Origin of the sequence: Xanthomonas sp. LF06-19 (genome assembly GCF_034105425.1) — a bacterium.
GTDB classification, from domain to species: Bacteria; Pseudomonadota; Gammaproteobacteria; order Xanthomonadales; family Xanthomonadaceae; genus Xanthomonas_A; species Xanthomonas_A sontii.
In genome coordinates, this window is sequence record NZ_JAXGGH010000001.1 from 98,813 (window position 1) to 113,039 (window position 14,227).

The window sequence follows — 14,227 nt, forward strand, 5'->3', positions numbered from 1 at the left end:
CCCCGTTTGCAGGAGCTTTACGAGGCTTCGCGCCGTACCCTCATCCGCCCCTTCGGGGCACCTTCTCCCGAGGGGAGAAGGAACAGCAAAGCCCCTCTCCCCCCGGGAGAGGGGTTGGGGTGAGGGTACGACCGCCATGGAGTCCGGCGACACCGAACGGGCGCTTGTCCCGCGCAGAACTGGCGTTTCAGCGATCAGTGTCGCGGCTGAAGCCGCTCCTAAGACGGCGCGAACGGACAAGCCCGCACCCGCGACCAACCCCCAATCCCCAATCCCGCCTCCCCAATCCCGGCGTCTACTGAATCCGCTGCAGAATCTGCTTGGCCAGCGTGGCGTAGTCGCCCTGGAAATGATGGTCGCCGGGCAGCTTGACCAGTTGCACCGCGCCCTTGGGCAGGTCCGGGCACAGCGCGTCGTCGTCGTCCTCGCCGTAGATGCACAGGGTCTGCGCCGGCGGCATCTTCGCCACTTCCGGGGCGATCGGCAGGCCGTCGTCGCCGGAGCTGATCCAGTTGGACACGTGGAACTCGTAGTCGGCAGTCTTGCCGACCGACAGCAAGGCGGTGAGCTGCACCTGGTCGCGCATCGCTTCCGGCAACTGGTTGTAGGCCGCCGGCAGCACGTCGGCGCCCTGCGAGAAGCCGATCAGCACCACCCGCCCGCGTTGCCACAGGTGGCTGTAGTGGCGGTAGATGCGGTCCAGGTCGGTGGCGAAGCCCTGCGGCGTGCGCTCGCTCCAGAAGTAGCGCAGCGAATCCACGCCCACCACCGGGATGCCGGCCTTGGCCAGGGCGCCGGCAACCTGCTGGTCGAGCCCGGCCCAGCCGCCGTCGCCGGAGACGAAGATCGCGAACACGTTGCCGTTGTCGGCATCGCCCGCGCCCGCGGCGGCAGGCACTTCGACCACCGGCAGCCCGGCCAGGTCGGCCGGGGTCGGCGGCAGGCTGACGCCGGGCCGGTCGCCCAGCGAACGCACCGCCGCACGCAGCCCCGGCAGCGCATCGCCGCTGGCGCTGCGGCGGAACTGCCGCGCCTGCGCCACCTTCTGCAGGAACGCGTCGCTCTGCTGGGTGCAACGGTCGCGGCGGGTCTTGGCATCGAGCGCGGCCAGCCACGGCACCGGCAGCGCAGTCGCCTGCAACGCACGCGCCGGCGCGGTGATGCCGGCGCCGCAGATCTGGTCGTCGAGTACCTGCACCGGGCAGAAATCCTCGGTCAGCAGGCCCGCCAGCAGATGCTTGGGCGCCTGCGCCGCGACCGCATAGGCCAGCGCGGCGCCGTCGCCATCGCCCACCAGCAACGGCAGGTGGTAGGTCGGCACGTGGAAATAGGCCTGCACGTAGCGCGAGAAATTCTCCACGTCGCCGGCGGAGAAGCCGCAGGTGCCGTCGATCTTGGCCAGCACCGCCTGCAGGTGCGCACTGTCGATCACCGCGACCATCGCGCCGTCGTCGCGCAGCGCCTCGATCTGGCGCATGCGCTCGGCGTCGGCATGCTTGCCGCCGGCGAACCACAGCACCACGCGCTGCGCGTTGCCCTTGGGCAACAGCACCGGCACCTGCTCGAAGCGGCCATGGCTGAGCTTTTCCGGCGCCGCAGCCGGTGCGCCGGCATGCGGCGCGGCGGTGGCCGCAGCGCCCGGTGCTGCGCCGGCGACGCCGGCCGCGAGCAGTCCGCCCAATGCACATCCCCACATCCAACCGCCACGCTTCTGCATCATCCGGCAATCCTGAAAAGGCGTGTAAAGATAATCCCGAACGGCGACGGCGCGAAGCGCGGCGCGCTCCCTGGTTCATGCCAGGTACGCCGGACCTGCGCCAGCGCCTGCACCGGCAGGCCTGTCAGGCGTCCGCGTCGGCGCCGGGATGGCGCAGCCGCCAGGCGGCCAGCGCCTGCCGGTAGCGCTCCAGCTCCTCGTGGTAGAGGTCGTAGACGCACAGCGGACAGCCGCTGTCGCAGCAGTCGCTGGGGCCCGGCGGCAGCGGCGCCTGCGGGCGGGGATCGGCATTGGCGGCAGGGTCGGACATGGGGCTCCGTGGCGGCGGCCGGGGCAGACCGGCGCGGCAGTGTAGAAGAAGGCGGCGCAGGCCGCGGTCCGCGTCCCCTCAGCCGATGGCGTGACGCAGGTTGGCGCGCGCGGCCGCGTCGTAGCGCGCATGGAAGCGCTCGCTGAGGAAGATGCGCGGCTGCGCCAGCACGGTGCGCAGGAACGCGCGGCGCTTGCGTCGGTACAACCAGCCCGGCACCACGCCGCGGTACTCCTCGGCGATGGCGCGGTCGTAGGCGGCGAAGGCCTCCGGCGCGGCGCCGAGGATGGCCATGTCGCAATCCAGGAACAGCGCGGCGTCCGCATCCACCGAGTCGACGGTCAGTTGCCCGTGGCGCGCGGTGAGTTCGATCAGTGCAGCCACCCGCGTCGCCTCCACCCCGGCGTCCGGCAGCCATTGCGCGATCGCCGCCTCGGCCAGGCGCGCCGACTGCGCTTCGTTGTCGCCGCGGCCGGCACGATAGACCGCATCGTGATAGAGCACGGCCAGGTAGACCTCGCGTGGCTGCCGCCAGCCGGTGTCGGCGGCGACCTCGGCGTAGTGCGCCAGCACCGCCTCGACGTGGCCGAAATGGTGATACGCCCGCGGCGGTTCGGCGTAGGCCGCCCGCAGCTGCGCCCATTGCGCCTCGGGCAGGGTCAGCGGCGCCGCGTTCATGCGTCGCGCTGCGCAGGGGCCGCGCGCAACGGCCAGCTGGCTTCGTGCAGGTAACGGCCCTGGCCCTGTACGCTGCGGATCAGGCTCAGCGACGTCGCCTGCCAATGCAGCGCCGGCACCTGCTGCGACGCCAACGCCTGATCGACATAGGCCAGGGTCATGTGCGGCAGATAGGCGCCGTCGGCGCGCGGCGCCACGCCGTGTCGGGCCAACTGCTGCTGCAGCGCCTGACGCAACGCCAGCAACGGCGCGGGCTCGGCATCACCGCGCAGTACCAGCGGTCGGCTACGCGCGCGGCTGTCGAAAGTCACCGCCTGGTCGAATGCAAGTTGAAAGGGCGAGGCCGCAAGCGCCTGCCCGGCGGCGCATGCCTGCTGCAGCAAGCGTGGCGGAATCCCGGCGTATTCGCCCAGATAGTGCAAGGTCACGTGCAGCCGCTCGGGCGGCAGCGCACGCCCGTGCAGACCATGCGCCTGGCACAGTTGCTGGCCAAGGCTGTGCACCGCTTGCGCGGTTCGCGTGTCGGGTAGCAGTGCAAAGAACAGGCTTTCGCGTGCGGCAGGCGCATCGAAACCGAGCGAGAACTGGGCGCCGGCAGGCGCAGCATCGGGAGACATGGGCAGAAGCGGCAAACGCCGCAATCAGGTCGGGCAGCGGTCGAGCACGCATGGTAGCAAGCGCACCGTCCCGCTGCAGACCATCGGCACGCCGACCCGGACAACGCCGCGATGCGGCGCGCCGGGCCGGCGGCGGGCGGCGCTTATGCCGCGTTCTTCATCGCGTGCTTGCGGGTGCGCATCACGTCGTGGCAGGCGCGCACTTCCGGCAGCAGGCGGGTGGCGGCGTCGCGCGCGGCCACCGGGGTGTCGGCGTCGGCGATGGTCTCGTTGAAGGCCTTCAGCAGGCGATCTTCTGACTCTTCCAGCTCGGCGACGTAGCCGTACTTGGTGTCGCCCAGCGCGGCGCGGACCTTGCCGTACATCTGCTGCATGCTGCCGACCATGGTGCCGTGCTCTTCCGGCTTGCCGCCGACCGACTGCACCACTGCGCTCAGGCTGCTCACGATGTCCGACTTGACGCCGGCGATGCGCAGGAACAGCGCGGACAACTCGGCGTCGCCCACCTTCTTGGCGGCTTCTTCGTAGAAGTCCTTGCCGTCGCGGGAAATGGCGATGAGGTCGTTGAGGCTGTGCGTGGTCTTGCTCTGGATGCTCATGGGAAACTCCTGTGGCGAGGCCAGCGATATCGCGCAACGGGCACACGAGGGTGAACCTGGATATCGCACGGCGCGGTCGAGAGGATTGCCGCGTTGCGTGGTGTTGGCAATGCTGGGCAGAGCGGCATAAAGCGCACGTGAGCCATCGGCGCTCGCTCGTCACGCCGCATTGCCCGTGGTGAACACGCGTTCATGGCCGCACTGCGCAGTCAGACATGTGGCGAAGTTTTCACCATCCTGTCTGCGTGCATTGTGGCGCCTGGGTGGCAGCGACTTATCCACACGGTTGCCCCACGTTCGTCCACAGCGGTTGTGGATGACCGCCGCCATCGATCGCGTCGGCCGGAGACCGCTCGTCGGCACCGCCACGATGACCGTCCTGTCTCGCCAGCGAGGGCCTATAGTGCAGGCGAGCCCTCGCCACTGCAGGGCACCGCGAGGTGCGTCATGTTCGCCTGGACCGCGTTCGCCCTGCTCGCCGCCGCCACGGCCGCCCCGTCGCCGCCCACACCGTCGCGACCTTCATCGCACACGGCAGCGGCCGTCCAGAGAGAGGCGACACCGCCGGTTCCGGCGATGACTACCGCGGCAACCGCCGTTCCGATCCCTGAGCAGATCATGCAACTTCCACCGGCGCTGCATGCGCTGCTGCAGCAGCGCATCGACCGCGGCGCCGATGCCGAACACCGTCTGCAGCAACTGGTGGCGCTGGCCTTCGATGCCAACGGCCTGGACCTGCAATACGACCCCAAGGCCACCCACAGCGTCGCCGAGAGCTACGCCACGCGCCACGTCAACTGCCTGTCCTTCACCCTGCTGTTCGTGGCGATGGCGCGCGACGTCGGGCTGCAGGCACAGGTCCAGGAGGTGCGTCGCGTGCTGAGCTGGTACGAGGACGGCAATGCGCTGTACAACGTCGGCCACGTCAACGCCGGCGTGCGCGTGGACAGCGGCCGCGGCAGCATCGACCTGGACCGCAGCGTGCTGATGGACCGGCGCGGGCCGCAGCCCATCTCCGACCGCCGCGCCCTCGCCCACTACTACAACAACCGCGGCGCCGAGCTGATGGTCGACGGCGATCTCGACGGCGCCCGCGCGCATCTGGCGATGGCCCTGCAGATGGACCCACGCTTCGCCGGGGCCTGGAACAACCAGGGCGTGCTGGCGATGCGCGATGGCGACAGCACCGCCGCCGCACGCGACTACGCCAAGGCGCTGGAGATCGATCCGGAACACCTGCCGGCGCTGTCCAATGCCGTGGGCCTCGCCCGACGCCTGGGCGACGGCACGCGGGAGGCCGCCCTGCAGCGGCAGATGGAACAGGTGCGCCAACACGACCCATTCCAGCAATACCTGCTCGGCAACGAGGCGGAACGGCGCCAGGACTACGCCGCGGCCATTACCTATTACCGTCACGCGCTGCACCTGTACGACGGCGCCCACCTGCTGTACTTCGCCCTGGCCCGCGCCTACCTGCACAGCGGCGACACCCGCCGCGCCACCGCAGCGCTGCGCGAGGCCATGGCCCACGCCGATCCGGCCACGCAACCGCGCTACCAAGGCAAGCTGGACGCGCTGCGGCGGCTGTCTTCCACCGCGCGGCCGCTGCGCTAGCGCACCCTAGCCGGCCGCGTGCGCGCAGGCGCCACGCCGTGCCGCCTGGCGCGCCCATAGGTAGATCAGCAAGCCGCCCACGGCCATCGCCGCGCCGACATAGCCGGTGGAGGTCCAGCCCAGGCCGGCGCCGATCGCGATGCCGCCCAGCCACGGCCCCAGCGCGTTGGCCAGGTTGAACGCGGCATGGTTGGAGGCCGCGGCCAGGGTCTGCGCGTCGCTGGCCACGTCCATCAGGCGGGTCTGCAGCACCGGCGCCAAAGCGCCCATGCTGCCGACCGCGACCACCGCCGGCAGCACCGCCCACGGCGAAGTGGCCGCCAGCGGGAACACCAGCAACACCGCCAGCGACCACAGCAGCACCAGCGGCACCGCGCGGAACTGCATCCGGTCGAACAGCCAGCCGCCGGCCAGGTTGCCGAGCAGGCCGCCCAGCCCGAATGCGCCCATCGCCACCGGGATCCAGTGTTCGGACACGCCGGTGACCTCCATCAGGGTCGGTGCCAGATAGCTGAAGACGCAGAACATGCCGGCGAAGCCGATCGCGCCAATGCCCAGCGCCAGCCACACCTGCGTGCGATTGAAGGCGCGCAGTTCGCGCAACGGCGAGGGCCGCGCCTCCTGCGGATCGGCCGGCAGCAGTCGCCACACCAGCACCACCGTCAGCACCGCGATCGCCGCGACCAGGGCGTAGGCGTAGCGCCATTCCGCCACCTGGCCGAGCCAGGTCGCCAGCGGGTTGCCGACCAGCACCGCCAGGTTGAGGCCGAGCAGCACCCGGCTGACCGCCGCGCCACGCTGGTCGGGCGGACCGATCGACGCGGCCACCAGGGTCGCCACACCGAAATAGGCGCCATGCGGCAGGCCGGCGACGAAGCGCGCCAGCAGCATGCTGTGATAGTCCGGCGCCACCGCGCTGGCCAGATTGCCGAACGCATAGAAACCCATCAGCGCCAGCAGCAGATCGCGGCGCGACCAGCGCGCGCCGAGGATCGCCAGCAGCGGCGCACCGACCACCACGCCCAGCGCATAGGCACTGATCAGATGCCCGACCTGCGGCGCATCGATGACCAGACCACGGCCGATGTACGGCATCAGCCCCATGGTGGAGAACTCGCTGGTGCCGATCGCGAAACCGCCCATCGCCAGCGCGAACAGGATCAGCACGTAGCCGCGCTGCGACAGCGGCACCGTGGCGGATGAGGTCATGCGCACGTCCCGAAGGAAAGGGCCGCCCATTATTGTGCATTGCAGCAAGTCCTGCAGCCCCGCCTGCGCAACGCCGCGTTGCGCGGTGCCGCTGGTGGCGCCCGGGGTGGCGATGCCCTCGCGAAGGTGCCGCCGCAGCAACGCACTGTCCCACCGCACCGCCGGGAAACCGCCGCGCGCGTCCCCATGTCCTGCACGCACGCCGCCTTGCAGCGCCCCGCTGTAGGGTCGGCCGCCCCACCCCACCACCAAGAGACCCCCCGATGACCGACACCGCTTCCCCGCTGTTCACGCCGCTGCGCTTGGGCGCGATCGCACTGGCCAACCGCATCGTGATGGCGCCCCTGACCCGCAACCGTGCCGAAGGCGAAGGCCGCATCCCCTCGCCGCTGGCCGCCGAGTACTACGGCCAGCGCGCCAGCGCCGGCCTGCTCATCGCCGAGGCGACCCAGATCAGCCCGATGGGCCAGGGCTACAAGGACACCCCGGGGATCTACAGCGACGCGCAGGTCGCGGCCTGGAAGAAAGTCACCGACGAGGTGCATCGCCGTGGCGGCAAGATCGTGCTGCAGCTGTGGCACGTCGGCCGCATCTCGCACGTCAGCCTGCTGCCGGGCGGCGCCGCGCCGGTGGCACCCAGCGCGCTGCGCGCCGATGCCAAGACCTTCACCGCCGAGGGCTTCACCGACGTCTCCGCCCCGCGCGCACTGCGCGTGGACGAAATCCCCGCGCTGATCGAGGACTTCCGCCGCGCCGCCCGCAACGCCATCGCCGCCGGCTTCGACGGCGTGGAAGTGCATGCCGCCAACGGCTACCTGATCGACCAGTTCCTGCGCGACGGCAGCAACCACCGCGACGACGCCTACGGCGGCAGCATCGAGAACCGCACCCGCCTGCTGTTCGAAGTGGTGGAGGCGGTGGCGCAGGAGATCGGCGCCGACCGTACCGGCGTGCGCCTGTCGCCGGTGACCCCGGCCAACGATGCGCGCGACAGCGACCCGCAGCCGCTGTTCGAGCGCGCGGTGGAACGCCTGGATCCGCTGGGCCTGGCCTTCGTGCACGTGATCGAAGGTGCCACCGGCGGCCCGCGCGACAACATCGCCTTCGACTACGCCGCGCTGCGCGCCAAGTTCCACGGTCCGTGGCTGGTCAACAACGGCTACGACAAGGCACTGGCCGAAGAAGCCGTGGCCTCCGGCCGCGCCGATGCGGTGGCGTTCGGCCGCCCGTTCATCGCCAACCCGGACCTGGTGGAACGGCTGCGCCGCGACGCGCCCTTGAACCAGGTGGACGCCGACACGCTGTACGGCGGCGGTGCCAAGGGCTACACCGACTACCCGACGCTGGTTTGATCGCGTCCTGCGGCGGCACCGCATCGGTGCCGCCGCAGCGGGCGATGCAGTGGGGCTCGCCCGCTCACGCCTTGCGCAGGAAGCAGGTCTTCAGCACCAGGCCCTTGATCTTGTCCGAGTTGCCTTCGATGTGTTCGGCATCGTCTTCGACCAGGCGGATGCCGCGGATCACCGTGCCCTGCTTCAGCGGGATCGACGAGCCCTTGACCTTCAGGTCCTTGATCACCACCACCGTGTCGCCGGCCTGCAGCACGTTGCCGTTGCTGTCGCGTACCACCGTCGCCGCGTCGTTGGCGGCGTCGGCCGCGACCGGCCACTCGTGGCCGCAGTCCGCGCACACCCAGTTGGCGCCGTCGACATAGGTGTTTTCCAGGGTGCATTGCGGACAGGCGGGTGCGGCGGGCATGGGAATCCTTGATACGGCGACGACGGCGAGCCGCCTATTGTAGCCGCCCGCCCCGTGCCGCCGTGCGGCCGCGCCAGCCGCAGGAATCTCATGCCCGCTTCGTCCGGGTCCCGCCTCGCGATCTACGCCGCGCTCGCCGGCAATCTGGCCATCGCCATCGCCAAGTTCGTCGCCGCCGGGCTCTCCGGCAGTTCGGCGATGCTCAGCGAAGGCGTGCATTCGCTGGTGGACACGGTCAACGAGCTGTTGCTGCTGTACGGCCTGCGCCGCGCCGCGCGCCCGGCCGATGCCACCCATCCGTTCGGCCACGGGCGCGAACTGTACTTCTGGAGCTTCATCGTCGCCCTGTTGGTGTTCGCGCTCGGCGCGGGGGTGTCGCTGTACGAGGGCATCGCCCATATCCGCGATCCGCAGCCGGCCAGCGACCACACCCTCAACTACATCGTGCTGGGGCTGTCGCTGGTGTTCGAGGGCGGCTCGTGGTGGGTCTCGCTGCGCGAGTTCCGCGCGCGCAAGGGCCGCCTGAGCTACGTACAGGCGTTCCGCGAGAGCAAGGACCCGAGCCTGTTCACCGTGCTGGTGGAAGACAGCGCAGCGTTGATCGGCCTGTTGATCGCGCTGGCCGGGCTGTTCGCCGCGCAATGGCTGGACATGCCGGAACTGGACGGCGTCGCCTCCGTCGGCATCGCCGCGGTGCTGGCCTGCTCGGCGTTCGTGCTGGCGCGCGAGACCAAGGGCCTGCTGATCGGCGAGCCGGCGGCGCGCCCGCTCGGCGACGCGCTGCGGCGCATCGCCGCGGCCGATCCGGACGTGCGCGCGGTCAACGGCGTACTCAGCGTGCAGATGGGGCCGGACCAGGTGGTGGCCGCGCTCAGCGCCGAGTTCGAGGACCAGCGCAGCACCGCGCAGATCGAAGCGTGCATCGAGCGCATCGAGGCCGCCGCGCGCGCCGAGCATCCGGAACTGCAGGCGCTGTTCGTCAAGCCGCAGACCCCGGAGACCTGGCTGGCCCGGCGCACCGCGCTGCGCCGGCCGCCGCCGGCCTGAATGGCGGCGCCCCGACGCGACTTGCGGCCCTGCGCCGCTTTTCGTTAGGGTAGCCGGGTAGCACCCCTCTCATCGCGCTGTGACTGTGCCGGCGTATCCCCCTTACTCACTGAACGAGGTTTCCCATGGAGATCGCCAACGGGCTTGTCGCCACCATCCACTACACCCTCACCGACGACGCCGGTGAAGTGATCGACCAGTCCTCGCCGGACAATCCGCTGAGCTACCTGCACGGCGCCGGCAACATCGTGCCGGGCCTGGAAAAGGCGCTGACCGGCAAGCGCACCGGCGAGTCGGTCACCGCCGACGTGATCCCGGCCGAGGGCTACGGCCCGCGCCACGAGCAACTGGTGCAGCAGGTGCCGCGCGGTTCGTTCCCGGATGCCGGGTCGCTGGCGCCGGGCATGCAGTTCCAGGCGCAGACCGACCAGGGCCCGCTGCTGGTCACGGTCACCGAGGTCGGCGAAGAACTGGTGACCATCGACGGCAACCACCCGCTGGCCGGGCAGGTGCTGCACTTCGCCGTGGAAGTGGCCGGCGTGCGCGAGGCCACCGAGCAGGAAAAGAACCAGGGCCACGCCGGCGCCGCGCTGTAAGCGACCCGGTTTCGCGTCCCCGACGAGGCCCGCCGATGCGGGCCTCGTGCGTTTGCGACCGCGCTTGCGTCGCGCGGCGGCTTGCCCCACAGTGCGCGGCCCCTCCCGCCCCCGGCACCGTCATGCGCCTCGGTATCGACTTCGGCACCAGCAATTCCGCCGCCGCCGCGGTGATCGACGGCCGCGTGGTGCCGATCGAGTTCGGCGCGCAGCAGCAGTTCCGCACCACGGTGTACTTCCCCGAGGTGATGCGCGACCCGGCCGAGTTCGACCTGACCCCGGCGCTGGAACGGCAGGTGGACGAGCTGATCGAATCCGGCCGCCGCGACGCGCTCGCCGCCGGCCGCGAACGCAGCCCCGACGCGTTGCGCCGCGACGCGATCCGGGTGGTGCGCCGGCAGTGGATGGAAACGCAGATGCGCGAGCCGCGCAGTTCCGCGGCGCTGCTGCAGAACGCGGTGTACGGCGATGATGCACTGGACGCGTATTTCGTCGAAGGCGAAGGCAACCTGGTGCAGAGCCCCAAGTCGATGCTGGGCTACAACCTGCATCCGCGCGCGCGCCAGACCATCACCGGCATCGCCGCGCACATTCTCGAACACATCCGCCTGACCGCCTCGCAGCAACTGGGCGTGCAGGTGCGCCGCGCCCTGCTCGGGCGCCCGGTGCAGTTCCGCAGTTCGATCGGCGAGGCCGGCAACGCGCAGGCGCTGGAGATCCTGCACAGCGCCGCGATCACCGCCGGCTTCGACGACGTCGCCTTCCTGGAGGAACCGGCCGCCGCGGCGATGCATTACCACGCGGTCAGCCGCGAGCGCCACGCCGCAGTGGTGGTGGACATCGGCGGCGGCACCACCGACATCGCCCACGCCAGCGTCGGCGGCGACGCCGCGCCGCAGGTGCACCGCGCCTGGGGCATCCCGCGCGGCGGCACCGACATCGACCTGGCGCTGAGCCTGGCCGGGTTCATGCCGCAGTTCGGCCGCGGCCTCACCCGCGTGCCCTCGCACCACTACGTCGAGGCGGCGATGGTGCAGGACACCACCCGCCAGCGCGATTTCCGCCAGCATCGCTACGACGGCGTGCCTGCCCCCTACGACACGCGCCTGCAGGCGCTGCAGGAACCGGGCAACACCGCGCGCCTGTACCGTGCGGTGGAGCGCAGCAAGATCCGCCTCAGCGACGCCGAGCACCATGCCGAGACCCTGGACTACATCGAAGCCGGCTTGCAGGTGCAGGTGCAGGCCGAGGAACTGGTGCAGGCCGCACGCAGCTATCTGGAGGCCCTGCAGGAGTTGCTGGCGCAGGTGCGCCAGGACATCGGCGGCGACCCGGCCGCGGTGTTCCTGACCGGCGGCATGTCGCGCGCCGGCTACCTGCAGCGCCTGGTCGCTGCCGCGTTCCCGCAAGCGCGCCTGGTCCACGGCGACCCCTCGTTCGGCGTGGTACAGGGCCTGGCGCTGGCCGCCGCGCAGGACTGACGCAGCACAGGCGTCGGCGGCCCCTCCCCGACCGGCCGCTCGCGGCCGGCGCGCCGCCTGCGGCCCGCATTGTTCATGCAGCGGGCGCACGACTGGCGTAGCATGGCGGCACGCTTCAGCGTCACGTCGCTACGCGCGTCTCGTCCGGCCGTTCCTGTCGCCCGACTCGCTTCCTTCTCGCGCCAACCTCCGTCCTTTGCCGGCCGGATCCTTCGGAGCGCCATGTCCCCCGCCCTTGCCACGCTCCAGATCGAGCGCCTGGCGTCGCCGCTTCAGCCACCTGCCCGACCGACAGGTCCGGATCGGGGCGGCGACGCATGAGCGAGAGCGCGCGGGACGCGACCGACGCTGACATCGCCTGCGACCGCTGCGACGCGATCTGCTGCCGCCTGACCGTCCTGGTGATGCCGGACGACCACGTCCCCGAGCATCTCACCGAGTACACCCGCGAGGGTCTGCACGTGATGGCGCGCGACGAGGACGGCTGGTGCGTGGCGGTGGACGGCGCGCGCATGTGTTGCTCGATCTACGCGCAGCGCCCGGCGGTCTGCCGCAAGTTCGCGATGGCCGGCCCGTACTGCCGCGAGATCCGCCGTACCCACCACGAGCAACTGACCCGTGGCATTCCCCTGACGATGTACTGACTGCAGGAGTTCCAGCATGGCACGACCGACCAGCACCACCGCTTCGCCCAGCGCCAGGAACACACGCGGCGCCAGCGCCGCGGACAAGGCGCAAAAGGGCCTCAGCCGCGAGCGCATCGAGGCCGACTTGGCAGCGTTTCACCAGGCCGGCGGCCGCGTCGAGGTGCTCGGCACCACCCGCGTGCTGAAGAAGGTCGACGTCGCCGACGCGGGCTAGCGCCCGCGCATCCCCCGCCATCGCGCGTACCTGCGGCGGGAAACGGCCGGACATGGACGCCGGTCCACGCCGCGCGAGGACGCGGCGCCTGGGACGCGACGACGGCGCCTCCGGTTGGCGCCGACGACCACACGGCCAGGCCAACACGGCGCCCTCGGAGTGCCGGCGCCGGTGCGCAAGCACGGCACCGTCTTCACACCAGAAGCGCATACTGCGATCTCTTCCACGGTCTCGTTTCGGCATGCTCCTGCGCTCCCTGTCCGCCGAACTCGGCCAGCCCGCCTGCGGCAACTGTCGCGATGGCGAGCCGCTGGATTTCGCCGTGCGCATGGCGTTCCAGCCGATCGTCGATGCCGCCACCCGCTCCATCTACGCCTACGAGGCGCTGGTGCGCGGCGAGGACGGCAGCGGCGCGGCGGCGGTGCTGGCGCGGGTGCGCCCGCAGCAGATGTACCGCTTCGACCAGACCTGCCGGGTGCAGGCGATCGCCACCGCCGCGCAGCTGGGCCTGCGCACGCGCCTGTCGATCAACTTCATTCCCAATGCGGTGTACGAGCCGGCGACCTGCATCCGCCTGACCCTGAGGGCGGCCGAGCACTTCGGCGTGCCCACCGGCGACCTGATCTTCGAGTTGAGCGAGTCCGAACGCATCGCCGACCTGCCCAAGGTCGTGCGCATCCTGCGCGACTACGCGCAGCGCGGCTTCCTGACCGCGATCGACGACTTCGGCGCCGGCCACTCCGGCCTCAACCTGCTCGCCGATTTCCAGCCGCACCTGATCAAGCTGGACATGGCGCTGATCCGCGGCATCGACGGCAGCGCCGCGCGCCGCCACATCGTCGGCGGCATCGTCGCGATGGCCGCGCCGCTGGGCTGCCGCATCCTCGCCGAGGGCGTGGAGACGCCTGCCGAGTACCGCGCACTGCGTGCGCTGGGCATCGACCTCTACCAGGGCTATCTGTTCGCCAAGCCGGCGCTGGAAGCCTTGCCGGACGTCACCGAGGCGCAGTGGGAGGCGCTGGAACGCGCCGGCTGAACCGCCCACCGCCGCAGCGCACGCCAGCACGACTTGCCCGCGGCGGCGACGCTTGCGACCATCGCGCCTCCCCTGCGTGTTCCGAAGTGCAATGCCCTCGCTCCATACCCTGCTGCCGCCGTGGACGCACCGCTGGCTCGACGTGATCGTGCCCGGCGCGCAGATCGTGCTGATCGTGCTCGGCGCCTGGTTGCTGCGGACCTTGCTGCGACGGTTGATCCGGCGCCTGGGCGAGCACTACGCACTGCCGCCGGAACTGGTGATGATGGCGCGCCGCGGCAGCGGCTTCGTGATCTACGCGGCGGCGCTGCTGCTGATCCTGGACCGCTTCGGCGTCTCCGGCACCGTGCTGTGGACCGCCTTCACCGGCTTCGCCGCGGTCGCGGCGGTGGCGTTCTTCGCCGCCTGGAGCGTGCTGTCCAACATCTTCTGCACGCTGTTGATCTTCACCACGCGCCCGTTCCGCCTGCACGACCACATCGAATTGCTGGAGAACGGCGAAAAGCCGGGACTGAAGGGCCAGGTGATCGACATCAACCTGATCTACACCACGCTACGCGAGGAACGCGACGGCGACGGCGAGAGCGTGCTGCAGATCCCCAACAGCCTGTTCTTCCAGCGCAGCACGCGCCGCTGGCGCGGCCATCCGGTTCCATCCGGGCTGGGCTGAGCGCCGCACGCCACCGACGCCGACGCTGACGCCA

General features: G+C 70.8%; 15 protein-coding genes and 1 pseudogene. 9 read left to right on the forward strand and 7 right to left on the reverse strand.

Annotated features, from left to right (window positions below):
• Window positions 1–295 precede the first annotated feature (295 nt).
• The 5 genes from SLW55_RS00420 to SLW55_RS00440 form a co-directional block, all read right to left on the reverse strand.
• Entirely contained in the window at window positions 296–1,720 is a 1,425-nt protein-coding gene (locus SLW55_RS00420) for an AcvB/VirJ family lysyl-phosphatidylglycerol hydrolase (protein ID WP_051064877.1), read from the reverse strand.
• Window positions 1,721–1,841: 121 nt separating this feature from the next.
• On the reverse strand, window positions 1,842–2,027 hold the full coding sequence (locus SLW55_RS00425; protein ID WP_017908246.1) for an oxidoreductase-like domain-containing protein: 186 nt from the start codon (window positions 2,025–2,027) through the stop codon (window positions 1,842–1,844).
• A gap of 78 nt (window positions 2,028–2,105) precedes the next feature.
• Window positions 2,106–2,705: a hypothetical protein gene (locus tag SLW55_RS00430; protein ID WP_152180845.1), complete on the reverse strand. Its 600-nt coding sequence runs from the start codon at window positions 2,703–2,705 to the stop codon at window positions 2,106–2,108.
• Entirely contained in the window at window positions 2,702–3,322 is a 621-nt protein-coding gene (thpR, locus tag SLW55_RS00435) for an RNA 2',3'-cyclic phosphodiesterase (RefSeq protein ID WP_295911247.1), read from the reverse strand. Before thpR ends, SLW55_RS00430 begins: the two co-directional genes overlap by 4 nt.
• Before the next feature lie 143 nt (window positions 3,323–3,465).
• Window positions 3,466–3,921, reverse strand: coding sequence for a PA2169 family four-helix-bundle protein (locus SLW55_RS00440; RefSeq protein WP_041500455.1), 456 nt, complete (start codon window positions 3,919–3,921; stop codon window positions 3,466–3,468).
• A gap of 618 nt (window positions 3,922–4,539) precedes the next feature.
• Between SLW55_RS00440 and SLW55_RS00445 the strand changes: the two genes are divergently transcribed.
• On the forward strand, window positions 4,540–5,535 hold the full coding sequence (locus tag SLW55_RS00445) for a tetratricopeptide repeat protein (RefSeq protein ID WP_320744292.1): 996 nt from the start codon (window positions 4,540–4,542) through the stop codon (window positions 5,533–5,535).
• Between the two features lie 6 nt (window positions 5,536–5,541).
• Here SLW55_RS00445 and SLW55_RS00450 read toward each other — a convergent pair whose 3' ends face one another.
• The gene (locus tag SLW55_RS00450) at window positions 5,542–6,744 is read right to left on the reverse strand and encodes an MFS transporter (protein WP_320744293.1); all 1,203 of its coding nucleotides are present in this window, start codon (window positions 6,742–6,744) and stop codon (window positions 5,542–5,544) included.
• A gap of 263 nt (window positions 6,745–7,007) precedes the next feature.
• Between SLW55_RS00450 and SLW55_RS00455 the strand changes: the two genes are divergently transcribed.
• A complete protein-coding gene (locus SLW55_RS00455; RefSeq protein WP_320744294.1) occupies window positions 7,008–8,096 on the forward strand; it encodes an alkene reductase in 1,089 nt (362 codons plus the stop codon).
• 64 nt (window positions 8,097–8,160) lie between these two features.
• Here the strand turns inward: SLW55_RS00455 and SLW55_RS00460 are convergent, their stop codons facing one another.
• On the reverse strand, window positions 8,161–8,502 hold the full coding sequence (locus SLW55_RS00460) for a zinc ribbon domain-containing protein YjdM (RefSeq protein WP_017908239.1): 342 nt from the start codon (window positions 8,500–8,502) through the stop codon (window positions 8,161–8,163).
• Window positions 8,503–8,607: 105 nt separating this feature from the next.
• Here SLW55_RS00460 and SLW55_RS00465 point away from each other — a divergent pair.
• From SLW55_RS00465 to SLW55_RS00495, 7 genes and pseudogenes are all read left to right on the forward strand, one after another.
• Window positions 8,608–9,549, forward strand: a pseudogene (locus SLW55_RS00465) (cation diffusion facilitator family transporter); the annotation flags it as partial.
• Between the two features lie 125 nt (window positions 9,550–9,674).
• On the forward strand, window positions 9,675–10,145 hold the full coding sequence (locus tag SLW55_RS00470; protein WP_017908237.1) for a peptidylprolyl isomerase: 471 nt from the start codon (window positions 9,675–9,677) through the stop codon (window positions 10,143–10,145).
• Window positions 10,146–10,267: 122 nt separating this feature from the next.
• Window positions 10,268–11,626, forward strand: a complete 1,359-nt coding sequence (locus SLW55_RS00475) for an Hsp70 family protein (protein ID WP_320744295.1) — start codon at window positions 10,268–10,270, stop codon at window positions 11,624–11,626.
• A 317-nt stretch (window positions 11,627–11,943) separates the two neighbouring features.
• Window positions 11,944–12,270 (forward strand): YkgJ family cysteine cluster protein, encoded by a 327-nt coding sequence (locus SLW55_RS00480; protein ID WP_017908235.1) that lies wholly within the window; start codon window positions 11,944–11,946, stop codon window positions 12,268–12,270.
• Window positions 12,271–12,286: 16 nt separating this feature from the next.
• The gene (locus tag SLW55_RS00485; RefSeq protein WP_017908234.1) at window positions 12,287–12,487 is read left to right on the forward strand and encodes a hypothetical protein; all 201 of its coding nucleotides are present in this window, start codon (window positions 12,287–12,289) and stop codon (window positions 12,485–12,487) included.
• 241 nt (window positions 12,488–12,728) lie between these two features.
• Window positions 12,729–13,523: an EAL domain-containing protein gene (locus tag SLW55_RS00490; RefSeq protein ID WP_152180853.1), complete on the forward strand. Its 795-nt coding sequence runs from the start codon at window positions 12,729–12,731 to the stop codon at window positions 13,521–13,523.
• 91 nt (window positions 13,524–13,614) lie between these two features.
• Window positions 13,615–14,193 (forward strand): mechanosensitive ion channel domain-containing protein, encoded by a 579-nt coding sequence (locus SLW55_RS00495; protein WP_017908232.1) that lies wholly within the window; start codon window positions 13,615–13,617, stop codon window positions 14,191–14,193.
• Window positions 14,194–14,227 lie beyond the last annotated feature (34 nt).